Source organism: Halobellus captivus (assembly GCF_007655485.1).
Taxonomy (GTDB): Archaea; Halobacteriota; Halobacteria; order Halobacteriales; family Haloferacaceae; genus Haloquadratum; species Haloquadratum captivum.
In genome coordinates, this window is record NZ_VJXQ01000004.1 from 133,214 (window position 1) to 155,265 (window position 22,052).

25 protein-coding genes are annotated in these 22,052 nt (G+C 60.8%); 14 read left to right on the plus strand and 11 right to left on the minus strand.

Features of this window, described 5'->3' with window-relative positions:
• Nucleotides 1-1,309: MATE family efflux transporter (locus FJT57_RS12035; protein WP_238993984.1), on the plus strand; the 1,309-nt coding region annotated here is incomplete at its 5' end.
• Between the two features lie 84 nt (nt 1,310-1,393).
• Here FJT57_RS12035 and FJT57_RS12040 read toward each other — a convergent pair.
• A complete protein-coding gene (locus FJT57_RS12040) occupies nt 1,394-1,633 on the minus strand; it encodes a DUF7120 family protein (RefSeq protein ID WP_144905559.1) in 240 nt (79 codons plus the stop codon).
• A gap of 244 nt (nt 1,634-1,877) precedes the next feature.
• Between FJT57_RS12040 and rdfA the strand changes: the two genes are divergently transcribed.
• The 6 genes from rdfA (at nt 1,878) to FJT57_RS12070 (ending at nt 9,050) form a co-directional block, all read left to right on the plus strand.
• Nucleotides 1,878-2,504: a rod-determining factor RdfA gene (gene rdfA / locus FJT57_RS12045; RefSeq protein ID WP_144905561.1), complete on the plus strand. Its 627-nt coding sequence runs from the start codon at nt 1,878-1,880 to the stop codon at nt 2,502-2,504.
• Between the two features lie 481 nt (nt 2,505-2,985).
• Nucleotides 2,986-3,309 carry a Rieske (2Fe-2S) protein gene (locus FJT57_RS12050; protein ID WP_144905563.1) on the plus strand — a complete coding sequence of 108 codons (324 nt, stop codon included), beginning with the start codon at nt 2,986-2,988 and terminating at the stop codon, nt 3,307-3,309.
• A 122-nt stretch (nt 3,310-3,431) separates the two neighbouring features.
• Entirely contained in the window at nt 3,432-4,496 is a 1,065-nt protein-coding gene (locus FJT57_RS12055; protein WP_144905565.1) for an amidohydrolase family protein, read from the plus strand.
• A gap of 104 nt (nt 4,497-4,600) precedes the next feature.
• On the plus strand, nt 4,601-6,610 hold the full coding sequence (locus FJT57_RS12060; protein ID WP_144905567.1) for a hydantoinase/oxoprolinase family protein: 2,010 nt from the start codon (nt 4,601-4,603) through the stop codon (nt 6,608-6,610).
• Nucleotides 6,607-8,286, plus strand: coding sequence for a hydantoinase B/oxoprolinase family protein (locus tag FJT57_RS12065; RefSeq protein ID WP_144905570.1), 1,680 nt, complete (start codon nt 6,607-6,609; stop codon nt 8,284-8,286). The genes FJT57_RS12060 and FJT57_RS12065 overlap by 4 nt, the downstream gene beginning before the upstream one ends.
• A 407-nt stretch (nt 8,287-8,693) precedes the next feature.
• Nucleotides 8,694-9,050, plus strand: coding sequence for a four-helix bundle copper-binding protein (locus tag FJT57_RS12070; RefSeq protein WP_144905572.1), 357 nt, complete (start codon nt 8,694-8,696; stop codon nt 9,048-9,050).
• Nucleotides 9,051-9,407: 357 nt separating this feature from the next.
• Here the strand turns inward: FJT57_RS12070 and FJT57_RS12075 are convergent, their stop codons facing one another.
• The 4 genes from FJT57_RS12075 to FJT57_RS12085 all read right to left on the minus strand — a co-directional run bounded on the left by FJT57_RS12075 (nt 9,408) and on the right by FJT57_RS12085 (nt 12,607).
• Nucleotides 9,408-9,611, minus strand: coding sequence for a DUF1328 domain-containing protein (locus FJT57_RS12075; RefSeq protein ID WP_144905574.1), 204 nt, complete (start codon nt 9,609-9,611; stop codon nt 9,408-9,410).
• A gap of 757 nt (nt 9,612-10,368) precedes the next feature.
• The gene (locus tag FJT57_RS12080; protein ID WP_144905576.1) at nt 10,369-11,367 is read right to left on the minus strand and encodes a hypothetical protein; all 999 of its coding nucleotides are present in this window, start codon (nt 11,365-11,367) and stop codon (nt 10,369-10,371) included.
• Nucleotides 11,368-11,693: 326 nt separating this feature from the next.
• A complete protein-coding gene (locus FJT57_RS17205; protein WP_275264665.1) occupies nt 11,694-11,828 on the minus strand; it encodes a hypothetical protein in 135 nt (44 codons plus the stop codon).
• Nucleotides 11,829-11,857: 29 nt separating this feature from the next.
• A complete protein-coding gene (locus FJT57_RS12085; RefSeq protein WP_144905577.1) occupies nt 11,858-12,607 on the minus strand; it encodes a GNAT family N-acetyltransferase in 750 nt (249 codons plus the stop codon).
• A gap of 383 nt (nt 12,608-12,990) precedes the next feature.
• Here FJT57_RS12085 and FJT57_RS12090 point away from each other — a divergent pair, with 383 nt between their 5' ends.
• Nucleotides 12,991-13,203 carry a dodecin family protein gene (locus FJT57_RS12090; protein ID WP_144905579.1) on the plus strand — a complete coding sequence of 71 codons (213 nt, stop codon included), beginning with the start codon at nt 12,991-12,993 and terminating at the stop codon, nt 13,201-13,203.
• 593 nt (nt 13,204-13,796) lie between these two features.
• Complete coding sequence (locus tag FJT57_RS16430; RefSeq protein ID WP_162524341.1) at nt 13,797-14,468, plus strand: helix-turn-helix domain-containing protein; 672 nt, start codon at nt 13,797-13,799, stop codon at nt 14,466-14,468.
• A 202-nt stretch (nt 14,469-14,670) separates the two neighbouring features.
• On the opposite strand, the gene FJT57_RS12100 is transcribed toward FJT57_RS16430, so the two are convergent.
• From FJT57_RS12100 to FJT57_RS12105, 3 genes are all read right to left on the minus strand, one after another.
• On the minus strand, nt 14,671-15,885 hold the full coding sequence (locus FJT57_RS12100) for an AI-2E family transporter (protein WP_238993985.1): 1,215 nt from the start codon (nt 15,883-15,885) through the stop codon (nt 14,671-14,673).
• On the minus strand, nt 15,870-15,995 hold the full coding sequence (locus FJT57_RS17210) for a hypothetical protein (RefSeq protein WP_275264666.1): 126 nt from the start codon (nt 15,993-15,995) through the stop codon (nt 15,870-15,872). Before FJT57_RS17210 ends, FJT57_RS12100 begins: the two co-directional genes overlap by 16 nt.
• Nucleotides 15,996-16,095: 100 nt before the next feature.
• Nucleotides 16,096-16,395, minus strand: a complete 300-nt coding sequence (locus tag FJT57_RS12105) for a DUF7130 family rubredoxin-like protein (protein WP_144905583.1) — start codon at nt 16,393-16,395, stop codon at nt 16,096-16,098.
• A gap of 169 nt (nt 16,396-16,564) precedes the next feature.
• Here FJT57_RS12105 and FJT57_RS12110 point away from each other — a divergent pair, with 169 nt between their 5' ends.
• The 5 genes from FJT57_RS12110 to FJT57_RS12130 all read left to right on the plus strand — a co-directional run bounded on the left by FJT57_RS12110 (nt 16,565) and on the right by FJT57_RS12130 (nt 20,335).
• Nucleotides 16,565-16,885, plus strand: a complete 321-nt coding sequence (locus FJT57_RS12110; RefSeq protein ID WP_144905585.1) for a DUF5789 family protein — start codon at nt 16,565-16,567, stop codon at nt 16,883-16,885.
• A gap of 114 nt (nt 16,886-16,999) precedes the next feature.
• Nucleotides 17,000-17,737 carry a thiamine pyrophosphate-dependent enzyme gene (locus tag FJT57_RS17360; protein ID WP_238993986.1) on the plus strand — a complete coding sequence of 246 codons (738 nt, stop codon included), beginning with the start codon at nt 17,000-17,002 and terminating at the stop codon, nt 17,735-17,737.
• A 297-nt stretch (nt 17,738-18,034) separates the two neighbouring features.
• On the plus strand, nt 18,035-18,799 hold the full coding sequence (locus FJT57_RS12120; protein WP_144905587.1) for a proteasome assembly chaperone family protein: 765 nt from the start codon (nt 18,035-18,037) through the stop codon (nt 18,797-18,799).
• 378 nt (nt 18,800-19,177) lie between these two features.
• The gene (gene hsp14, locus FJT57_RS12125) at nt 19,178-19,630 is read left to right on the plus strand and encodes an archaeal heat shock protein Hsp14 (protein ID WP_144905589.1); all 453 of its coding nucleotides are present in this window, start codon (nt 19,178-19,180) and stop codon (nt 19,628-19,630) included.
• 66 nt (nt 19,631-19,696) lie between these two features.
• Complete coding sequence (locus FJT57_RS12130; protein ID WP_144905591.1) at nt 19,697-20,335, plus strand: phosphoribosyltransferase; 639 nt, start codon at nt 19,697-19,699, stop codon at nt 20,333-20,335.
• Nucleotides 20,336-20,411: 76 nt separating this feature from the next.
• Here the strand turns inward: FJT57_RS12130 and FJT57_RS12135 are convergent, their stop codons facing one another.
• The 3 genes from FJT57_RS12135 to FJT57_RS12140 form a co-directional block, all read right to left on the minus strand.
• Nucleotides 20,412-21,023, minus strand: a complete 612-nt coding sequence (locus FJT57_RS12135) for a plastocyanin/azurin family copper-binding protein (protein WP_144905593.1) — start codon at nt 21,021-21,023, stop codon at nt 20,412-20,414.
• 111 nt (nt 21,024-21,134) lie between these two features.
• Nucleotides 21,135-21,278, minus strand: a complete 144-nt coding sequence (locus FJT57_RS16700) for a DUF7557 family protein (protein ID WP_203229164.1) — start codon at nt 21,276-21,278, stop codon at nt 21,135-21,137.
• 179 nt (nt 21,279-21,457) lie between these two features.
• A complete protein-coding gene (locus tag FJT57_RS12140; RefSeq protein WP_144905595.1) occupies nt 21,458-21,916 on the minus strand; it encodes a hypothetical protein in 459 nt (152 codons plus the stop codon).
• Nucleotides 21,917-22,052: the final 136 nt, after the last annotated feature.

Consider the following 22,052-nt stretch of genomic DNA (forward strand, 5'->3'; position numbering starts at 1 on the left):
GGGGCAGTACAGCACGGAGGCGCTTGCCGCGATCAGTTTCGCGTTCCCGATGGTGTTCCTACTCATCTCGCTCGGGATGGGCCTATCAATCGCCGGAAGCGTCCTCGTCGCGCAGCATATCGGTGCTGGCGAGGAGGATGAAGCGGAGTACGCGGCCTCACAGACGGTGGCGTTCTCCGTTATCGGATCGATACTCCTGGGCGTACTCGGCTACTACGCGGTCGGCCCGTTCATCGGCTTTCTCGGCGCGTCACCAGACGTCCACCCCCTCGCGACGGGGTATATGCAGGTGATATCCGCCGGGATGCCGTTCATGTTCGGGTTCTTCGTCTTCATCGCGCTGATGCGCGGATACGGCGACACGGTCACGCCGATGCTCGTGATGTTCGGCTCGGTCGTGTTGAACATCGCGATCGACCCGATTCTGATCTTCGGATTCGACGGCAATCCGCTGTTCGAGATGATCGGTCTGGAAGGCGTCGAGGCCTCGCTACTCGCCGCGACCGGGTACACGGGCTCCGGAGTCACCGGGGCGGCGATCGCGACGATCTTCTCGCGGGCGCTCGCGTTCGTGGTCGGAATTGTCGTGATGCTCCAGGGAGTCCGCGGCGTGATGATTCACCCGAGTCAGATGCGACCGAACTTCAGCTACCTGCGTCAGCTCCTCGACATCGGCGTCCCGGCGTCCGTCGAGGTTACCGGTCGCGCGCTCTCGGTTAACCTCCTCCTCCTCGTCGTCGGGATGTTCCCGACGACCGTCGTCGCCGCCTTCGGGATCGGTGTCCGCGTGTTCTCGGTCATTTTCCTCCCGGCGATCGCGGTGGCGCGCGGCGTCGAAACGATGACTGGGCAGAACATCGGTGCGGGAAAGCCCGACCGGGCGGGGACGGCGGCCGACTTCGCCGCGAAGACGATGTTCGTGATTCTCACCGGACTCGGTCTCTTCGCGCTGGTCGCCGCGGAACCGATCGTCGCCATCTTCACAAACGATCCGGAAGTGATCCGCGAGGGAAGCACCTTCCTCAGATGGGTCGCACCCAGCTTCGGGTTCATCGGCGTGATGCGCGCCTATTCGGGGAGTTTCCGTGGTGCCGGAAAAACGCTCACCGCCGCGGTCATCGCCGTGATAATGTTGGGTATGATTCGGATCCCCGTCGCGTACACCGCGTCGCTGAATTTCGGTTCGGAGGGGATCTGGTTGGCCTTCCCGATCTCGAACGTCGCGGGCGCGCTTATCGCGTACACGTGGTATCGACGGGGAACCTGGCGTACGGGATCGGTCCGTCAACCCACCCCGGCCGACGACTGAAGCACATCGAATAGCGTCGACTCCCCACGCTCTCGGTTACCCGCCGGAACCGGTCGGAATCGTTGCGACTGGTCGGTGACCGACCTATAGGCGGTCGTCGTCGAGCCCGCCGGGATCGGACGCCGTATCGAATAGGTTGTTCTCCGCGCCTTCCATAAAGTCGTCTCCAGGTTGGCTGTCGTCGGCGACGTCGACGTTGTAGGCGTCGATACCCATCGTGAGCAACTCTTCGACGGCCTGTTCTTCGGTAACGAACTCTTCGTCGACTAACTGTTCGAACTCGCTCAGCAGTTCATCGGGGAGCGTCACTTCAACGATTGGCATTAGCTCCGGCTTCGTCCTCAGGGTACTTGAGTGATGGCGTTCGACAACCGATCGAATGAGAGCGCCGAACGGTCCCACACGAAGCGCGTACCAAAAGTGAACCAGACAAGTATATCAGAATAACATATATGATTGAATTTATGTAATTACGTACATAGCGCGGAGTGTGGACCACCGCCGAATACCGTTGTACCGGAAAGCCATCACTACTACATTTACATTTGTTCGGCACAACCGGCGAACTATGAGCGAAACACCCGATCCGACCCGTTCGAAAGTCGGACGACTCATCGAAACGTACGAGATGAATGACGTGGGACAGGAGCTCGAAGACCGGTGGACAGGGACCGGCTACGAGAGTCAGAGTCTCCGGTCCCTCGCGGATTGGTTCAACGAGCGGCTTCTCGCGATGAAACTCGAACGGGCCGGTGAAAACCCGATCGACGGGGAAGTGGCGAACCTGTACCGACTGCTCACCGAAGACGACGTGACCGCCGGTATGCGAGTCGACGCGGAGGCGACGCTCGAACGCAACGGCATCGATCCCGACGAACTCCGGACGGAGTTCGTCTCTCATCAAGCCGTCTATACGTATCTCACCGAGTTCAGGGGTGCGTCCAAAGAACGCTCGCCCGGAGATCGGCTTCAAAGCGTTCGGACGACCGTCCAACGACTTCAGAGCCGGCTCATCGCGGTCGTCGAAAACAACCTCGATCAACTGCGAACGACCGAGCGGCTCGTGCTCGGAAGTTTCAACGTCCTCGTGGATATACAGGTACTCTGTGAGGACTGCGGGGCGAGTTACCCGATCACGGATCTCCTCGATCGCGGCGGCTGTGACTGTCAGAGCGATTCCGATACTATCGAATGATCTCGTCAACCGAAAAGGACATTTTCGTCACGAGACGGATGGGATATTCGGACGGTGATGGCGAAGGTGGTCCGCTGAGCAACGATACCAGTGGCATCGAAGCCACTACTGAAGGTGAGACGTTCGTGAACACACGGAGAGATACGCAATGGTACGGAGATGGATCTCTACATTACAGGACTATTTTTGTAAAGGATTCGGAATGAGTCAACACAAATACGACACTATCGGATATTATATGGTCCATTTAAGATAGCATAAAGAACCGATATTTTCAAATATATCCGCATAAAACCACAAATTTGTTTGGATAGCTCTCCAGACACTGGTTACAAGGAAGAACTGATGGGAAGACCATTTCCGATAGATACGGATCGTATATACGGGCGAATCCTCTGCAATCCAACGGATTCGACGGACCGCCACGCGATATGTTGCTCGTAAACGTAACGTTATATCTGTGTGTTCCTACGGTGGCGATATGACGGAGACTAGTGCGGATGAGTCCGCGCTCCAGAAGGTTGCAACCACAGACGAACTTGAACCGGGTTCTTCCTCGGTGGTCGATGTCGACGGAGAGCAGGTCGCGCTGTTCAACATCGAGGGCGAATACTTCGCTCTCAGCAACGTCTGTCCGCATCAGGGTGGTCCGCTCGGACAGGGGCGGGTAGAGGATAACTGCGTGTACTGCCCGTGGCACGGGTGGCAGTTCGACGTCGAAACCGGCGAGCACGTTCAGGGCGAGGATGCGGTCGGAACGTACGACGTGGTCGTCGAAGACGACGAGATCCACATTCGTCTGTAAGGGCGCCGCAGGTCGAGAACGCCTTCGTGGCGACGGCGTATAGCGGTATTGCCGTCCAACGATCGAACCACCTGACACGAAAAACCAGGGATATTAAGTTCTGTTCCGTCCACCTGCTGGGTATGGATCACACGGTGATTGATGGCGAGTGGCACAGTGCGGAGTCCGGCGCTGACATCCGCGAATACATCGCTGACGACGAGATGCGCGAAAACGAGGAGCAGGGATATCTCGCCGGACCCAAAGACTGGGGGCCGGTCCAGTGGGACGGCTGGGACCGCAGCGCCGGTGGCCGCACCGAGATCAACATCCACTCGCCGGACATCAAAACGGCCGAGGACATCGATCCCGTGCGCGAACAACTCGGTATCGACACCGTCGTGTTCTCCCCGGGCCAGTTCCGCATGACGACGATTCCCGCACAGGATAAACAGGTGATGTACATGCGCGCGTTCAACGATCTCACGGTAGATCGGTTCGCACGCGGTGACGGGACTTACTACGCGAAACTCTATATTTTCGGCAACCACCCCGAGGAGAGCGCCGAGGAAATCGAGCGCTACGGCGACGAAGACGGTGTCGTCGGTGCGATGATCACCGACGTCGGCCCCACGTATCCGATGGGTCACAAGAGCTACGAACCGATCTACGAGGCCGCCGAAAAGCACGATCTCCCGATAATCCTGCACTCGACGACGGGCATCGTGGCCGGATTCCCCATCGCGGGGATGCAGTCGAAGAACTTCGCGGAGTTCCACACGCTCGCGCACACCATCCCGAAGATGTGGCACGCCAACAGCCTCATCCTCAGAGGAATCGTCGAACAGTACGACGTCGACTTCGGCTTCTGGGAGGGCGGTCTTTCGTGGATCCCGGCCTTAGGCGAGCGATTGGACCGCGAGTACCTCGAACGGTCGAGCGAGTTCGCGGAGCTGTCGAAACTCCCGAGCGAATACCTCTCGGAGTTCTACTACGGGACGCAACCGCTCCCCGAGGAGGCCACAAAGATGGTCGACGTCGTCGACCTCATCGAGCGTGCCGACCTCGAAGACCAAGTGATCTACTGTTCGGACCGACCACACCAAGACTTCGACGCGCCAGCGGCCGTCAATAATGTCGAAGGGCTGAGTGATGAGCAAAAGCAAAAGATATTCGAGGATAACGCGCGGGAGCTGTTCGGAATCTGACGGGGAAGTGCTCATCGAAGGAGATCCTGGGACCGGTTGCGTGAGCCGTCGCAACCGCTCCGATATCTCCCACGCTTATCACGGTCCCGCGGCATACGACCGGTATGCCGATCAAACTCGGGGCTGACGTCGGAGGCACGTTCACCGACGTCGTCCTCGAAACCGAAACCTCGCTCGTGACGACGAAAGTCCCGAGCACCGACGACCAGAGTCGCGGGGTGATACGCGGAATCCGCAGAGCGTGTGATCGTGCGGGTATCGACCCCGCCGACGTCGAGGAGTTCAGCCACGCGATGACCGTTTCGGTCAACGCGCTCCTCGAACGAAACGGGGCGAAGACGGCGCTCGTGACGACCGAGGGGTTCCGAGATGTCCTCGAAATCGGCCGTCAGAACCGACGGGGCCTCTACGATCCCGAGGCGGATCGACCGGAGCCGCTCGTCCCCCGTCGCCGTCGGTTCGGGGTTCCGGAACGAACGACGCCTGACGGAGTCACAACAGTCGTCGACGAGGACGCGGTCCGCGATGTCGCAGTCCGAATCCGAGACCTCGGGGTAGAGAGCGTCGCCGTCGCGCTACTGCACGCGTACGCGGATCCGAGCAACGAACGCCGCGTCGTCGACGTGCTCGAATCCGAACTCGACGTTCCGATCATCGCTTCGCACGAGGTCCTCTCGGCGTTCCGCGAGTACGAGCGCACGTCGACGACGGTCGTCGACGCGTACGTGACACCCGCGATCGACAGCTATCTCGGCGGCCTGGCTGAACGGGCGGCAGACGAGGGTGTTCCAGCGCCGCTCGTAATGCAGGCGAACGGCGGTATCGCCGATATCGATACGGTTCGAGAACGCGCCGTCACAACGACGATGTCCGGGCCAGCGGCGGGCGTCGTCGGTGCGAACGCCGCGGCCGGGGGCGCTGTCGAGACGCACGACCTTCGAGGGCTGATCACCTTCGATATGGGTGGGACGTCGAGCGACGTCAGCGTCGTTCGCGAGGGCGAGGTCGAACGCACGACGACCGGCACCATCGACGGCCTTCCCGTCCACACGCCGATGGTAGACGTGACCACCGTCGGGGCTGGAGGCGGTTCGATCGCGTGGGTCGATTCCGGCGGCGCGCTCCAAGTGGGGCCGAAATCGGCCGGTGCCGACCCCGGCCCGGCCTGTTACGGGAACGGCGGAACGGAACCGACTGTCACCGACGCGAACCTTGTCCTCGGGTACCTCGGAGGTGAAACGACGCTCGGGGGGACGCTCTCTCTCGACGTCGACGCGGCTCACGACGTGCTATCGGCGCTTGCCGACGAAGCGGGAATGGCTGATTCGGTGGCCGCGGCCCGCGGCGTCCATCGGGTGGCGAACGCGACGATGGCTCGTGCGATCCGTTCGGCCACCGTCGAGCGCGGTCACGACCCGCGAAAATTCGGCCTCGTCGCCTTCGGTGGAGCCGGACCGATGCACGCGTCCGCACTCGCGTCCAGTCTCGGTATTGAGACGGTCGTCGTCCCACCGGCCTGTGGCGTGCTCTCGGCGTACGGGCTCCTCGCCGCGGACGAAACGCACGACGCCGTGCAGACGTATCGCACGTCGCTTGACGACACCGATCCGGTCGACGTCGACGAACGATACGAGGCGCTCACGGAATCGGTCCTCGCCGACGCCCGAGAACCTGACCGAGCGGTACCGCAGCGGCGAGCGGATCTCCGATACGCGGGGCAGAGTTTCGAGTTATCCGTCGAGGTGGACGACCCGTTCGACCCCGACCGCGTCGAGGGCCGTTTCCACGCTGTGCACGACTCGACATACGGGTATCGAATGGACGACCCCGTTCACGTCGTCAACCTCCGGGTATCGGCGACGATCCCGCGGACCGACCCGAGACCCGATCACGAGGCAGAGGAGTTGACTCAGAAGGACACGCGGACCGCGCGGTTCGACGACGAAACCACTCACGAGACGTCAGTGTACGATCGATCGACGCTCCCGACCGAAGCGGTCATCGAGGGACCCACAGTCGTCGAGCAATCAGAGAGCACCGTGGTGATTCCGCCCGCGTGGACGGCGGACGTTCACCGGGACGGGTCGCTCGTCCTCACGGAGGGCGACCAATGAGTGACACGGCGAACCGGGAGGGAACGCAGTTCGATCCGGTCACACTGGAGATCCTCCGGAACCAACTGGAGGGAGTCGCCGAGGAGATGGGCCAGGTGCTCGTTCGGAGCGCCTACTCCCCCAACATCAAGGAGCGGCAGGACTGTTCGACCGCGATCTTCGACGCCGCCGGGCGAATGATCGCGCAGGCCGAACACATCCCCGTCCATCTCGGAGCGATGCCGGAGACGGTCGAGTCGATTCGAGAGCGCGATCCGGACCCCGGCGACGTGTGGATCCTGAACGATCCCTTCGCGGGCGGGACGCACCTTCCGGACGTGACGCTCGTCTCCCCCCTCGTCTCCGATTCTGGCGCGCCCACGACAACCGACACGAGAGGAGCTGCCGACGGAGTGGCGGAGATCGTGGGATACGCCGTTTCACGGGCGCACCACGCCGACGTCGGCGGATCATCGCCCGGAAGTATGCCTGCCGGGGCGCGCGAAGTTCACGAGGAGGGAATCCGGCTACCGGGCGTTCGACTCGTCAGCGACGACGAGATCGTCGACGACGTCCTCGACATCTTCCTGGCGAACGTGCGCAACGCCTCGGAGCGTCGAGCCGATCTCCGCGCGCAACTCGCGGCGCACGAACGCGCCGAGAACAGGGTCGGAGAGTTGCTCGATCGGTGGGGAAAATCAACTGTGATCCGCGGGTTCGACGCGGTCATCGAGTACTCGCGCGAGCGAATCACCGGGGAGCTAGAAACCGTCCCGGACGGGGTCTACACCGCGCGCGACGTCCTCGAAGGCGACGGTGTCACCGAGTCGGAGATCCCGATCGAGGCGACCGTGACCGTCGACGGCGCAAATGTCGAAGTGGACTTTTCGGAGAGCGCATCGCAGGTGGCCGGGAACCTCAACGCACCGCTCGCGGTCGCGAAGAGTGCCGTCTACTTCGTCGTGCGGTGCTTGACCGATCCGGAGATTCCACCGAACCACGGTTGCTACGACCCGGTGACCGTCATCGCGCCCGAAGGTTCGGTGTTGAATCCGACGCCGCCCGCAGCGGTCGTCGGGGGGAACGTCGAGACCAGCCAGCGCGTGACCGATGTCGTCTTCGCGGCCTTCGCCGAGGCGGTCCCCGACCGGGTACCCGCGCAGGGGCAGGGAACGATGAACAACCTCATCATCGGCTCTCGCACCGGGGATTTCGCGTATTACGAGACGATCGGCGGCGGCGCGGGGGCGGCGGCGGACGCCGACGGCACCGACGGAATCCAGGTCGGGATGACAAACACGCTCAACACACCGATCGAGGTCTTGGAGAGCGAATACCCGCTTTCGGCCGTTCGATACGCCCTCCGCCCCGGGACCGGCGGTGACGGACAACACCGCGGCGGGCTCGGTATCGAGCGGACGCTGCACGTGGAGTGCGACGCGACCGTCTCGCTACTGACCGAGCGCCGACGGACGCGGCCGAAGGGAGTCGCTGGAGGCGAGGACGGTGCCGTCGGTGAGAACCGTATCGCTGGCGAGAGAGTCGGATCGAAGCTCACAGTTGACGTCGACGCCGGGACGACGATATCGGTTCGGACGCCAGGGGGCGGCGGCCACGGTCACGCTACTGAACGTGATCCGTCCCTTCGGAGAGAGGACCTCAGAGACGGGAAAACTGCGGAGGAGATTCAAAAATAACACCGCCGGGGGGATGCCCAACCGACGGGGAGAGACCGTATTCGTTCCGGCCTTCGAACGCGATCCTGTGGACCTGTTCAATACGTGAGCGAGTTTTGACGTTTCGGAGTGAATGGACTGATACAGTCGATTGTGACTGCTTTGACCGTGATCGGGTCGTGTGTAGTTGCGCGAACGAAGGCCTGAGAACTCCCGTTGGGTGGGACCTCCCGAAGTGTTCCTCACCTCGATTTCGACGATTTTTTCCCACGGTATTCCCCCGCAGCGATCAACACGTTCATTGGCGTCCCAGACCATTGCGTGTGTCCCAGTGGGCGGACGTGCGCGATAGCAACACACAGCAGGCTTAATCGCTTTCAGTTGCAGGCACATCGTTTACGACCTTGCTGGATGTCATCTAAGGCGGTATGCCCCTTTCAGAAACCGTCTCGAAAATCGACAGTCTGAACGACGAGCAACGCGAGTGCATTGAGGTCTGTAACGAGGCCGCACAGGTCTGTGAATGGTGTGCTGACGAGTGCCTTGGCGACGCCGATATGGAGGAGTGCGCCCGGATCTGCCGGGACGTGGCCGACCTCACGTCGCTGCACGCGCGATTTATGGCCCGAAGTTCGAACTACAGTACCCACCTCGCACAGGCCTGTGCCAGCGCGTGCGAGGAGTGCGCTGAGGAATGCGAACGCCACGACGCCACCCACTGTCAGGTCTGCGCTGACGTTCTCCTGAAGTGCGCCGAATCCTGCCGAAGTATGGCTACTAGCTAGGCCACAGCGATGGTAGGTTTACAACAGATCGCACGTCCGGTTCCACGACTGCAGGCGATCCCGTGAACGAAGGCTTGCAGATGCTGCCCTAGGGAGCCACCACGTCTTTCGCTCCTGCTCAATCGCTGAAAATATACCGATTATATTTTAAATTTGATATTTTCGAAGACGTTGGGACGAACACGAGACGGGTCAAGGAACGCCTGCAGCAGCGCGGCGCGTTTCCCGTTCGTTAACGTAGCTCTTGGTGTCATCACCGTCGCATTCGTCCTCGCGGCCGTCGATCTCTTGTCTTAGAATAATTATTCACCTACAGGTTATTCGTAGCGCGATTCTCCGAAAGGTTGCCGTAGTATCTCAGAATATGAATGTGACAATCGCTAACACAACGAAGATAATGACGAGCCACTTGGCGATGTTCATACTGATCCCAGCGACCCCGCTCGCGCCAACGACTGCCGCGATCACGGCGAGGATCAAGAACAGGATTGCGAGCCCGATGAGGTCTCCACCGAACTGTAAAGGAACAGCTGCGACTCTGTTGAGTACTGTCAGTACCATATAAGGAACGACGAGCGCTATTCACTTAGTTATAATATCGAAATAAAATCCGCTTGCGAAGTAAGAGTATCATACGTTCAATTGATATTTCGTTCGTTGGTTCTGGAAGTCGTCCCTTCGGACCGTTGTGGAGACTTCTCGACGATGTCGTAGGGGGGACTCGTCAAGAGTGCTTTCGGTCACTGAGTTTGAGTCGAACAGCGAGGCGAATAGCACCACGACCTGCACATTCTCTGGCCACGACTCTCCGCCTGTGTATTCGTTACACGGTCTTCGAGAACGGTGATACAGATAGATCGCTCGGTCGATTTAGGGTGTGAGTTCGGATTTCGACCTCGGGCTGAAGCGAGCGTTCTATGAACACGGTGATTTACTTTTTGAGACACGTAAATAACTAGGATATCAGACATTACTAACGGACCCATTCCATTACAATCATAGTGCTGTAATTTAATCGGCTTGCTGTCTCAGGAACCGTGGCCCCGTGTGTGTCCGACTACGGACGTGGTCCTTCCGTATTCGCCGTGACGCGGGCTGGGGAGATCGGGTATTGGCGACTGGCGAAATCCGGGCGACAGTACCGAGTGTTGACGGGAGAAAAATACGCCACGCTTACAGAGATATGAGACCTTCTAACAAATCGCTGGCGGCTCAGTTCACTGGAGACAAGATGGGACGACAGAGAGCACCACCTGCGACAGTTGATCGTGCTTCCGTCGTCTGGGTAGCCATCCGCTATGGAGGGTCTCGATGCTTGCTACTTCAGCGAGAAAATCCCACCCGACGCGGTCAGTCGTGCGACGGTCGAGATCCGGAGCATATAGGCGGTTAACACGAGATAGGGCGCGATCGAAATCGTGAATGCCACGGCCATAAACGTCTGTAACGACGGGATACCCAAGATTTGGCCGTCGGGAAGGACCCCCCCATTGATTGCCATAATCGCTGAGGCATTCAGCAGGATGGCCGGGAGCGCGACGACGAGGAGCGTCCGGGACAGCTGTGACACCTCCGTTGTATAATAGAGGGTTTTGAAATACTCCTTCCCGATAGCGAATAGTTCGAACGCTTTGATGAGTTCGTCGAAGCGTTCTGAGGAAGCATCATTGAAGGAGCCAAGCGTTCGTGAGCGTTCAATGTGCGAACCGTAGTCGAACCCGATCCCCTTCCAGAGGACGGCGAACTCCGCGCCGGAAGTTTCCTCGACTTCCCCGAGTTGTTCGGCGGCATCCGAGACCGAGGCCGCGTACTCATCGATGTCCTTGGCGAATTCCAGTTCGACACCGTCCAAATCGCTCGTGAGCGCCTGCGCACGAGCACTGATGATTCGAGACATAGCTTTGAGAAACGATGAAGGGTCGGACGGCTTCTCCCTGTCGTCAGTCAGTTCGCCGAGAGTCCGGCGGAATTTCATCGCACCCTGAATCCGGTTCTCCTGGGTTTCGACGGAGGTGATCTCGTGTGAGAGGACGATCGAGTTAATCGAGACGACGATTGAGACCAAGAGAATCATCCCGCTCAGGAACGTATTGAGGATCGTCTGGACGGTCGAAGTGTCCGTCAGTAGCGTCTGCATCTGGAACGTCCAGAACGTCGAGATAACCATAAAAGTCGTAAAGACCACGGTGAGCAACGCCCCCGTCACGGCCAGCCGGTCCGCATCGAGGACTACCCACCGCTTCAGGTTGAACCCAGTGGTCCAGTTCGGGACGGGAAACCAGTCTCGCCACTTGCTGAATCTCCGGAAAATACTCATAACGCGCTTCCTCGAACAGCGGCACTGGGTAGACCCACATGTAATTGAGGACTCATCGGTTCGAAAGACAACTCACAGTGGCAAAACCCTGTGGGTGTGCACTACCCGGTGACTCTACTCCGATGGCGGGGATAGGGTCGCGCTCCGGAACGATAGCTCACGCGATGTCGTCGACGGCCGACGGTCGGTCACGGAAGAGCGCGAGATGCCGGAGTGCCATCCGATTCTCGATTCCGCCAGCTCGGCAACCCCGTCGGGAACCATCCGATCGGCGAACGATTGCGGCGGATCCACATCCCCACCAGGCGAGTGAACAATGAGAATCCCTACGTCGACCGGGGCGCGGCGGCGTCGTCACACAGATCGTCCACAGCCGGGAGATCGAACCGCGCCCCCTCACCGGGGTCAGTTACCGCACCGGCTGAGGAGTCCCGACCAACGTCGAAGGGATCGGGGTTCATCGCCTGGCGTCTTCCACCGTCGAGTTATGTCAGAGGTACGCATCGTCCCACTCGTCAGCCCGGTGAACGTTGCCACAGTTTCCGCACTCGAGTCTGTCGAGTCCGTCGGCGGAGACGTCCGTACTGCCGCACTGTGAACAGAAGTACCCGTACGCTTCCTCCGCCTCTTCCGCACGGTACAGCGGAAAGAACGGGGCCTCTGTGCCGGGCACGCTATCGTCCCGATTGACGGGCCGGTCGACCCCGTCGACGGTGACGAACTCGGGAACCGGGACAGAGGGTTCGTTCGTCGTCTCCGTCCCGTCGCCTTCGATGAACAGAGTGATATCGAACTCCTCCCCGCCGACCAGTATCTGGTCGTGGCCACCCTGTTTGAGACCGAACTCTTCGAGGAACTTGCCGCCCTCGACGGCGTCATTGAGTATATGCGCCGCTATCGGTTTCTCGGCAAACTCCTCGCGAACACGATGGACCAGGGCCGTGCCGATATCCCCGCCCCGCGCCTCCGGATCCACGTGGAGCCATCGGATCGTCGCTCGCGTTCCGAGTTCGACGGTGACGTACCCGAAGACAGTTTCCGTGCCGTCGACCGTCTCGTCGACGACGAACACCGCCGTGTCTGCATCGTCGAGCAGATCCGTCAGTGACGTGTCGTCGAACTCCTCTTCGAGTATCGTCTCGATCTGTTGTGGGCTGAGCGAGTACGATGATTGCAGCGAGTCCCGCGTTATCGCTCTGATCCGTTCCCGGTCGTCCGACTCCGCAGGGCGAACTTCCATACACGCTATTATCGTGCAATGAGCATAAGTCGTCGGTCGTCTTACATCGTCGCGACGAATTTACTCACTCAAAGTGAGACCCACAGGAGACGGACCGGTCGAGCCAGACGGCCAGTAGTACCTGCTCAAGCGAATTTCACTCGCCGTGTTACAGTACGGTAACAACGGGACAACCGGTAGGACGGATGAGCACCCTCACCGGCCATCGTTCGAGGCGGTGACAATTGACCCCGGCCGACGGTCGAGGGCCGTCTGTACCTCGTTGGGAAAACCAGGAGAACGCGACCGTACAGTAGCAGTCTCATATTCGCGGTGGTCCCGCCAGAGGGATAGTAACCGATTTATAATTAAGGGGGTGCGTCACGGAGGTGAATTCGAACCATATGACAGCAGTCAAGATCATCAAGGTGCTGGGTACCTCATCAGAATCGTGGGAGGATGCGGCCCACGAGGCAGTCAACGAGGCAAGCAAGACTATCGATAACATCACCGGTGTCGAGATCCAGGACCACACGGCAAAGGTCAAGGACGGCTCGATCACCGAGTACAAGTCCACCGTCGAAGTGGCGTTCCCGGTCCAGAGCAAAGAGCAATAAACCGCAACGTCAGTCCCTAGGCCACGGGATTTCTGTGGTATCCACTCGGGCGTCTCGTAACGGATCTCTGTTCAGCACTGGCCATCCGTTCGCCACCAGCGGTGGAAGGAGGCCCTCACGAATCTGTTCGTCCGGTGCAGGCGGTGGATCGCGGGTGTCTCCGAATTCTGGTCGTGTATACTGAGAGACTCTCGGGCCTCGGACGGCCGTTCAGCACGATTATGACGCGGTACGGGAGCACGTGGCGGAGTGAATGCTCCTCGAATCCATCGTCGTCAGTCGGTAGTTCCACAAAACGGTCGCCACGACGAACTCGAACGCGACCATCGGCCCCGAGGACGCCACCAGAAACCGGTCATCACCGTGCGGTAAGCGAAGCCACACCTTCGCCGTGGGCCGGACTACGAATATCCCGAGATACAGTGTCGTTTCGGAGGACCGGCCCGGTTTACCACGGCGATACAAAAAGTAAGACCGCAGTATCCAGTCGTAGACTCCAGCTTATCGCGGGTGATTTTCTCCCCTCAGTTCCTCACCACTTGAGGCTCGCCTACGCCGGTTATACTAAAGCGTCCTCCGGACTGTGGGTGCCTATGGAGACGATCGTTGACGCCACGATCCCAACTGACCAGTTTGTCCTCGAGGAAGCCATCGAGAACGTCCCAGACGTCGAATTCGAGTTCGTCCGTTTCGCCGTCCACAGTTCGGCGTGTACGATGCCGTTCCTCTGGGGATCGACGAGCCAGCCTGATCGACTGGATGCTGCCCTGCAGGACGATTCGTCCACAGAGCGAGTGAGTTGCCTTTCCAGAGGTGATGACGGTCGGTGTCTGTACTCGATTGACTGGACGGGACGTGCGGCGTCCAGTATCGCCAGCTTCGCCGAGACCGGCGGTTCAGTGCTTGACGTCCGAGGCAATTCCGACCGGTGGACATTCCAGATCCTGTTCCCCGACCGTTCGACAGCGTCTGAGACGTTCCAAGCGTGGTGTGACGACGGCATCAACCCGTCTCTTTCGCGGGTGAGCAACCGTTCCTATCGGAACGGTGCTGTGAGTGGGCTGTCGGCGACACAACACCGCACTATCGCCAAGGCGTTCCAGAGGGGATACTACAACGTCCCACGGGACACGACGCTGGAGGAGTTGGCAACGGACCTGGAGGTGTCCCACCAAGCCCTGTCCGAGCGCCTCCGCCGAGGACACTCCCATCTCGTCGAACGGATGCTCTCGGAGTCGACAGTTGCAGTGGAACGTCGACCGTGAGTGTCCCGTTTCCACCTCCGAAGTCCGGTGGTACGGTGGAAGACCCGAGAACGGGGTCAGACGCAACAGTGCGTTTCTTCGAGGACCGGCCCGAGACTCTCGGGGCGGCAGAGTGGTGCCGATATCGCGTCGCGCTTGTGGATGTGCCGCCGATACCAGTTCTCACGCGTGACCACGGGACGACGGGGATCACCGGAGCGGGTCACCCCGTAGTGTCGGAGTCGGACTCGTCCGCGTCGGACGGGTCCTCGTACTCGCCCCGCACCACCTTTGGGTCCGTGACGGCGGCCTCGGCGGTGGTCGCCTCCGGTTGGATCGATTCTCCGCCGAGCAGTTCCGGGAGGACGATCCGGATGGCCTCGAAGACCAATACGAAGAGGATCGGCATAAGGAAGAAGCCGTACCAGCCGAACAGGATCGGCCCCAGCAGGTACGCGAACAGGAGCAGCACCGGGTTGATCCGTCGCCCCGAGAGATACGGCTGCAGGATCGACTGCGGCAGGATGTCCAGAACGAGCACGTAGACCCCGAGCACGATCGCGACGAACGCTAGGCTTGCGTTGTTACCAGCACTGACAGCCTGAAACCCGAGAAGGGCGACAATGGGGACGTAGATGAGCTTGCCGACGACGATCGGGATCAGGCTGGCCAGCCCCGTCAGGAAGCCAGCCACCAGCACCATCGGGACCTCCAGATCCGCTGGCGCGACCAAGTTCGTCGCCGTGTAAGTCGCCGTCGCCAGAACAGCCATCGCGGCCCCGAACAGGAGGTTGCCGAAGAACACTGATTCCAGGTCGGCGTCGACAGCGACGGCATAGGCGTACGCCGTCGACTCCCGACCCCCGAGAAGTTCCACGAGTGTCTCGGAGACGCCAGCGTCGTTCGCAAGTAGGACGTACGCGAGCGTGGTCGCAAGCCCGAGCAGCAGCAGTCCCCCGAACACACCCTGGAGCGCGGTCAGGGCCGTGTCGATGTTCGACCAGAAAGACCCGCCCATCTCGAGGACCGACGCCGGGTTCACGAGCAGCGATATCAACCAGTCGCGTTGGGTTTCCGGGAGCGCGTCGATGCCGATGATCCGGACAATGAGTGGGCCGATGAGTCCCCCGCCGTCGAACCGCTGCTGAACGGACTGCAACAGGCGGAGTCCGGCGAAGACGAATATCCCCAGAGTCGGCACGAGGACGGCGAGTGCCGTGAGCACCGCCGCGAGTTGGCGCGAGTTCACGACCGACTGGAGCCGCACGCAGATCGGCCGGGTGGCGTAGTAGCCGAACAGCCCGAGGACGACGAGTCCCACGAAGGAGCTGACGACGTACGCGACCACCACACCGAGTGCGAGGACGAACCCCCACCAGCCGACCCGGCTCCGGGACGGCAGGCGCGCGGCGAGGTCGTCGCTCAGACCGCGATCCACTTCACCACCCCGGCGAGTTCGACGGACACCGACGATTGACCGCCATCACGGTCCTCGCGGAAGCCGACGTGTCGGGCGACCGGGACCACGAACGCGAACGCGACGCTCATCGCGGGAGAGCAGGATCGCCGTCGTAGTGAGCGCTCGGGTATTGATTCCCGAGAACGAGCGGTTTCCCACCCCCACGACATAGGGGGCGCGCGTCCCACATCAGTCCTCTTGGACCTCCGCCAGCGCCTCGCGAGGGGCGCCACAGTCCGGGCACGACTCCGGAAATCCGTCCTCTAGCTCCCCCATCGTCCCGCACTCCGAGCAGCGCCACATCAGGTAGGCCTCGCCGAAGTCTCCATCCGGGATCGATTCACCGTCGGTGTCGGCAGCGGGATCGGTCGCCTCGACCTCGAAGCCCTCCTCGCTCAGGCTGACGACCCGGCCCAGCAGCCTACCGTCGTCATCGTACACCTGTTCACCGGGACCGATAGACTCGAGCGTGACTCGATCATCCGTCATATGGGAGATAACAACGCCAGCGTTCTTGAACCTATCGCGAACCGAGTCGCGCCAAAGCCCGCGCTGTCTAGACCGGCTCCCCGCCTGCGCGGACCGCACCCCCACACCGGGTAGGTGCCTGGCAGGTGCCTGCACAGAGGGTAAGTGGTTCCGGCACGATACCACGAGTGTGACAACCGATCAGAACGACGAGAGCCGGGAGCAGGGCGTGGAATTCGGCCCGCTCGCAGACGAGATTGAGGATGAAACGTACCCGATAGACAAGGAGACCCTGCTGGAGCGGTACGGGGACCGAGAGTTGGATCTGGAGGGCGATACGACGACGCTTCGGGCAGTGTTGGAGCCGATGGGCGACACCACCTACGAGTCCGCCGACGATGTGCGCCAGAGCGTCATCGGAATGGTCAGCGACGAGGCGGTCGGCCGGAGGAACTACTCGGACCGCGGCGGCAGCACGGACACCGAAGAGGGCGACGAGGCATCGGTGTGAGTGGCTGGCCGCCCGCTTCGGCCCCCGTTCTCGGGAAAACTGGTATCGACGACAACCCTAGCCCCGGGCCGGGAGTGCCTGTCGACCCCGGCTCGGAACGTGATTACGAGACCGATGTCGTCGCCTCGGGTGTTCACCGCCTGTTTCCCCCTCGGCGTCGTCCGAAAGGTTCGTTGGAGTCTGTCTCGCGACCCGATAAAGGTCCCCCGATCGTCGTATAATTCACCTCGTAGGTGCCGGGGGACACGTAGCCTCACAGGGATCCCTCCGTCGGTCGCCGGAGCACGGGGTCGACGGTTGCGCAAGCTTGCGCTTGCAGGGTGCCAAATTAAGTTCGTCCGGCACCTATCTCGGCTGAGTGATGATCAAGCGCCTACTCAAGCTCGCGTACTACGTGTCCAGTGTCGCCACCACCCTCCGCCTTCTACGGAAGCTGTTCCGAGCGGTCCGCGGTCGTCCCAGCTAAGCGGCGCGCGATGTTCGAATCGAACTCTCACGCGATTCGACACCCGGACGGGGATCGCAGCGGGTCTCGCGACCGACGCGGAGGTCGTTGCGGCGACTGGCGATGGCGGATTTCTGATGAACGATACCGAAATCGAGACCGCGACAAGAGTGGGGTGTGGCTATACGATCCTCCTCTTCGTCGACGGCTACGGGCTCATATCCCAGAAGCAGCAGGTATATCGCGGCGAATCGTTCGGAACGGAACTCACGAATCCCGACTTCGTAACTCTCGCCGAGAGCTTCGGTATCGAGATATCGGCCCGAAGAGCGGTCCGAACTCGAGGGGTATTACGGGGTGCACTCGCGACGGATGAGATGTCGCTCGTCGAGATGCCGCTCGAATAATTCGCCTCCTCGCCTCTGGGATCGCTCGGGAAGGGCATTGCTCCGTTCCTCGAACTGAGCGACCGACAACTGCCCGTCCGTCTCTTGTAAGTCGTCGCTGGCGCGCTCGGTGCTCGCGAGCGTCCCGTACACGAAGACAAACAACACCACACGTCGCTCAGTTCGAGGAAATTGAAACTCTCAAACCGCCGAGAAGCGGCACCAACCATTTGTTGTCTGTTTCTGTGCTCCAAACTAACGACTACCGTGTACACGCGGGATATACTGAATAGGACGTACCCCGACTGTTTCGACACGATGTCACAGGAAGACAGGTCTGTCACGTTTGAGACACTGACCGAATTCGATGCGACGGCTCCAACGCTGATCGAGGGACTCCCCGGACACGGATTGGTCGCGGCGATAGCGACGGACATCATCACGAGACAGTTAGAACTCGAACACCACGGCAACGTCATCTCTCAGGAGTTCCCCCAGATCACCTCCTTCAAAGACGGTCGCGTTCGAGACCTCGTTCGGGTGTACGCGGGTGACGACCCGGCCGTGATGACGCTTCAGAGCGACGTCTCTCTCCCGGTGCAATCGTTCAGGGCACTGAGTCGGTGCATCCTCGATGACCTCGCACGCGAGTTCGAGCGGGCGGTGTTTCTCGCCGGGGCTCCCGCAGAGACCGAGGCGCAGATCGGCGACATCGTCGGTATCGCCACGACGGATGCCGTGGAAGCACAGCTTCGGGAGGCGAACATCGACTCCGCGGACGGAATCGGACTGCTCGGCGGAATCACCGGCGCGCTCGTTTCCGAGTGCAACCACGCCGACATCCCGGCCGCAGTGCTGGTAGTGAAGGCGGACCCCTACCTCCCGGATCCGGCCGCGGCCCGGTCCGTCATCGAAAACGCGCTCGAACCGCTCGTAAACTTCGATATCGACACGACCGAGCTGGAGGCGCAGGCAGATCAGATCAGGTCGCAGATGGAGCAGATCGCACAGCACTACCAACAGATAGCCGCCGCACAGCAGGCAGACATCGATGAACCGCGAGGGCCGACGATGTATCAGTAAGCTTCGTCTTCGCTCACGGACGCTTCGTCCCCGGAGGTCGTGGAAAACGAGTAATCGATGAGATACCGTAACAGTCGTGCCGTTGTTACCAGTATCGAGGGCGTGCGCCGAACGGTAAGTGGCTCCTATCGACGGTCATCGAGGGGTATCAGACAGACAAGGGCAAGAACAATTGAGAACGGTGCTAGTAACAGTACGACTGAAACATCGGTAACCGTCCCAGCGGACACCGGTTTTTTCGAGACGGTTCGACCGATGCACGAACACGTCGTGCGTCCAGCCCGTCACAGACGCGAATGAATCGGAGCGGGGTCAAGCCCTAATCGACCCGCAAATATTTGCGGATGGTCGTCGTAGGTACGACGGGGAACCCCAACTATGAGCGCACGCAGTAACCCATTCGAGGAGCTAGAGCGACTGTTCGAGCGGATGAGTAGGCAGTTCGACGACACAGCGGGTATCTGGGAATCTGACGGGCCGTTTAGTCGGTGGGCGACGGCACCCGAATCGATGGCCGTCGACATCGTCGAGCACGACGAGGAGTTCGTCGTGACCGTCGATCTCCCCGGATTCGAGCGGGAAGACGTCGAAGTTAACGTCACCGATCACACGCTTCGGATCGAGGCCGAGCGCGAGATGGAATCCGAAGCTGAGGAGGAAGATTACCTCCGCCAGGAGCGCCGACAGCGGTCGATGCACCGCTCGATCCGATTGCCCGACGAAGTCGAAAAGGACAGCGTCACGGCCCGAATGAAGAACGGCGTATTGACAGTGACCCTTCCCAAAATGGAAGTCGAGGAGGCGCGGACCATCGAAATCGACTCCGAATAAGCCTCGGATCGTGACGGGGTGGAGTAGATAGACCGGTTTCACACCGGGCACAGGAACCGCACATCAATGTACAAGAACCGGACTGATGCCGGAAGACGGCTCGCTCAGCTGCTAGCAGAGCGGGGTGTCGAGGGGGACGTCGTCCTCGCCGTACCGCGGGGCGGACTGCCGGTCGGCCGCGTCGTCGCGGACCGCCTCGGTCTGCCGCTCGATATCGTCGCAGCCAGGAAAATCGGGTCGCCGCGGAATCCCGAACTCGCGATCGGTGCCGTCGCGAGCGACGGGACCCGCTGGCTGAACGACGAGCTGATCGACGATCTCGACGTCGATAGTCAGTACCTGAAAGATGCAATCGAACGGGAGCGGGAGGCCGCCCTGTCGAAAGTGCAGCGCTACCGGGGAGACCGGCCGCCGATGGAACTCGACGGCAAGCGCGTCCTCATCGTCGACGACGGCGTTGCGACCGGTGCGACGACGATTGCGTGCATTCGACAAGTTGTCGCTGCGGGTGCCGAGAGGGTCGTGTTGGCGGTCCCGGTCGGTCCCCGACACACGGTCGAGCGGTTGCGATCGGAGGCCGACGAGGTTTTCTGCGTGGAAACGCCGCGGTACTTCAGTGCGGTCGGACAGTTCTACGAATCCTTCGAGCAGGTGTCCGACGAACGAGCGAAGGCGTATCTGGGAGAGACTGAAGGGGGCGAGTGATCGCTAGCGTTTGCTCGCCGTCTACGAACCAGGTCAGCTCACCAGTACCCACTCAAGTACGCTTACTCTCAACGGATCAATTCCGCTCGTCGTCACTAATCTCGTAATCGCCCCCGTATTTCAAAAAGAAATACGCCAGAGCAACGACGGCGACCAACGCCCCGGTCGTCGCGATGAGGAGTGTCTTCGCCGTGTCAGGGACCGTCGGGACGGACACCCCACCGCCGTCGTCGGACCCACCACCGGGGGCGACCTCGACGCTGCCGAGCATCCCGACCGTTTCGTGTGGGATGCAGAAATACTCGTAGGTGCCTTCGATCTCGAACGTGTGCTCGTAGGTGCCGTCCTCGAGGATGTCACCACTCTCGACGTCACCCGGCGAGTACGCGCTTCGAGCGGCCGACTCCGAGTCGAACCCCCCGGACGCGAAGTACGCCGCGTCCGCGGGGATTTCGTCTTCGTAGGCAGTAACGGAGTGACCGATCCCCCCGACGTTCTCCCAGACGACGGTGTCGCCGGGCGCGATCGTTATCTCGTCGGGATCGAAGACCAACTCGTCAGTCATCTCGACGGTGTGACGCTCACCCTCTTGCGCCGCTACCGTTGCGGGCGTGGCGCTCGCTGCGGTACCAACGGCCCCTGCGCGGATGAACCCGCGACGGGACAGTCGATTCGACGGCTGAGCCATACCTACTCGAGGGGTGACCAGGTGATAGTAAGTCGGTGGTTTCTGACTCTGCCAGGAGTGATATGCACCGTCGGCGGCGCCCTCACGAGAATTCGACGGTCGACACACCAATCACGGCCCCTCCTGGAGAAACCTGCCCTCTTGTTCGTAGATGGACACCAACTCTTCGACGAATTCGGCGATCGTCTCGTCGTCTTCGAGATGTCCCTCGATCCGTTCGATGAGCTCGTCACTGAGTTCGATCGTCTGTCCCATCACCTGTGTGAACGTGACACAGTATGATAAATCCCTCCCCGGCATCCACAACGGTGACCTACCACCTCGATCATATCGGGAGTCGACCGCCGTACTGTCCGGATTCAAGCGGTTTCCGATTGGTCCGTACACATCAGATGAACCGCCCGGATCAGTCGTGTGGGACGCCGATCCGTCGGTTACTGATCATTCGGTGCGTCCTCGTCGGGATCTCCTCGCCAGTCATCGGCCGGGGATCCCGATTCGTCCCACTCGATGTACGCGTCCGCGAGTAGTTCGATCACCGTCTGACCGAGATCCTCAAGCTCAGTAACATCGACGTCAACGGACACGTCCTTCTCCCACCCCTCCGAGGTACTGGGTACCTCGTATCGGAGAGCGTCCTCGATCGGATCCCAGTAGAAATCGAAGCGCTCGAAGACTGCGTTGTCGTCGAGTACCTCGATCTCTGCGGCAGTCAGGTCGGTGTACTCCGCCCACTCGTCGCATCCCTCCTGCCACGCGCCGTCGTGAAGCAGCCCCGCGATTTCCTCGCGACGCAGATCGCTCGGGCTGTCGAGCGTCTCCTCCGCGAGCCCCGCGGGAATCTGGCGGTTCGTCAGATCAGGAGGGTTCGGTGTATCGACATCTACCGCCATACTCCCCGTTGGACTGCTACGATCATAAATCCGCGTCGTAAACCGAGCAGACTGAGGCGTAACAACTACCAGAACGACGGTGAAAACCACTCAGCGGCGGGTCGAGGCGATGATGTCGGGCATAACGACCCAAGGA

Coding starts and splice junctions, on each gene's coding strand:
- FJT57_RS12040 (WP_144905559.1), bottom strand. CDS start 1,633: ATGCCAATCGTTGAAGTGACGCTCCCCGATGAACTGCTGAGCGAGTTC.
- rdfA (WP_144905561.1), top strand. CDS start 1,878: ATGAGCGAAACACCCGATCCGACCCGTTCGAAAGTCGGACGACTCATC.
- FJT57_RS12050 (WP_144905563.1), top strand. CDS start 2,986: ATGACGGAGACTAGTGCGGATGAGTCCGCGCTCCAGAAGGTTGCAACC.
- FJT57_RS12055 (WP_144905565.1), top strand. CDS start 3,432: ATGGATCACACGGTGATTGATGGCGAGTGGCACAGTGCGGAGTCCGGC.
- FJT57_RS12060 (WP_144905567.1), top strand. CDS start 4,601: ATGCCGATCAAACTCGGGGCTGACGTCGGAGGCACGTTCACCGACGTC.
- FJT57_RS12065 (WP_144905570.1), top strand. CDS start 6,607: ATGAGTGACACGGCGAACCGGGAGGGAACGCAGTTCGATCCGGTCACA.
- FJT57_RS12070 (WP_144905572.1), top strand. CDS start 8,694: ATGCCCCTTTCAGAAACCGTCTCGAAAATCGACAGTCTGAACGACGAG.
- FJT57_RS12075 (WP_144905574.1), bottom strand. CDS start 9,611: ATGGTACTGACAGTACTCAACAGAGTCGCAGCTGTTCCTTTACAGTTC.
- FJT57_RS12080 (WP_144905576.1), bottom strand. CDS start 11,367: ATGAGTATTTTCCGGAGATTCAGCAAGTGGCGAGACTGGTTTCCCGTC.
- FJT57_RS17205 (WP_275264665.1), bottom strand. CDS start 11,828: ATGAACCCCGATCCCTTCGACGTTGGTCGGGACTCCTCAGCCGGTGCG.
- FJT57_RS12085 (WP_144905577.1), bottom strand. CDS start 12,607: ATGGAAGTTCGCCCTGCGGAGTCGGACGACCGGGAACGGATCAGAGCG.
- FJT57_RS12090 (WP_144905579.1), top strand. CDS start 12,991: ATGACAGCAGTCAAGATCATCAAGGTGCTGGGTACCTCATCAGAATCG.
- FJT57_RS16430 (WP_162524341.1), top strand. CDS start 13,797: ATGGAGACGATCGTTGACGCCACGATCCCAACTGACCAGTTTGTCCTC.
- FJT57_RS17210 (WP_275264666.1), bottom strand. CDS start 15,995: ATGAGCGTCGCGTTCGCGTTCGTGGTCCCGGTCGCCCGACACGTCGGC.
- FJT57_RS12105 (WP_144905583.1), bottom strand. CDS start 16,395: ATGACGGATGATCGAGTCACGCTCGAGTCTATCGGTCCCGGTGAACAG.
- FJT57_RS17360 (WP_238993986.1), top strand. CDS start 17,000: ATGTCGTCGCCTCGGGTGTTCACCGCCTGTTTCCCCCTCGGCGTCGTC.
- FJT57_RS12120 (WP_144905587.1), top strand. CDS start 18,035: ATGTCACAGGAAGACAGGTCTGTCACGTTTGAGACACTGACCGAATTC.
- hsp14 (WP_144905589.1), top strand. CDS start 19,178: ATGAGCGCACGCAGTAACCCATTCGAGGAGCTAGAGCGACTGTTCGAG.
- FJT57_RS12130 (WP_144905591.1), top strand. CDS start 19,697: ATGTACAAGAACCGGACTGATGCCGGAAGACGGCTCGCTCAGCTGCTA.
- FJT57_RS12135 (WP_144905593.1), bottom strand. CDS start 21,023: ATGGCTCAGCCGTCGAATCGACTGTCCCGTCGCGGGTTCATCCGCGCA.
- FJT57_RS16700 (WP_203229164.1), bottom strand. CDS start 21,278: ATGGGACAGACGATCGAACTCAGTGACGAGCTCATCGAACGGATCGAG.
- FJT57_RS12140 (WP_144905595.1), bottom strand. CDS start 21,916: ATGGCGGTAGATGTCGATACACCGAACCCTCCTGATCTGACGAACCGC.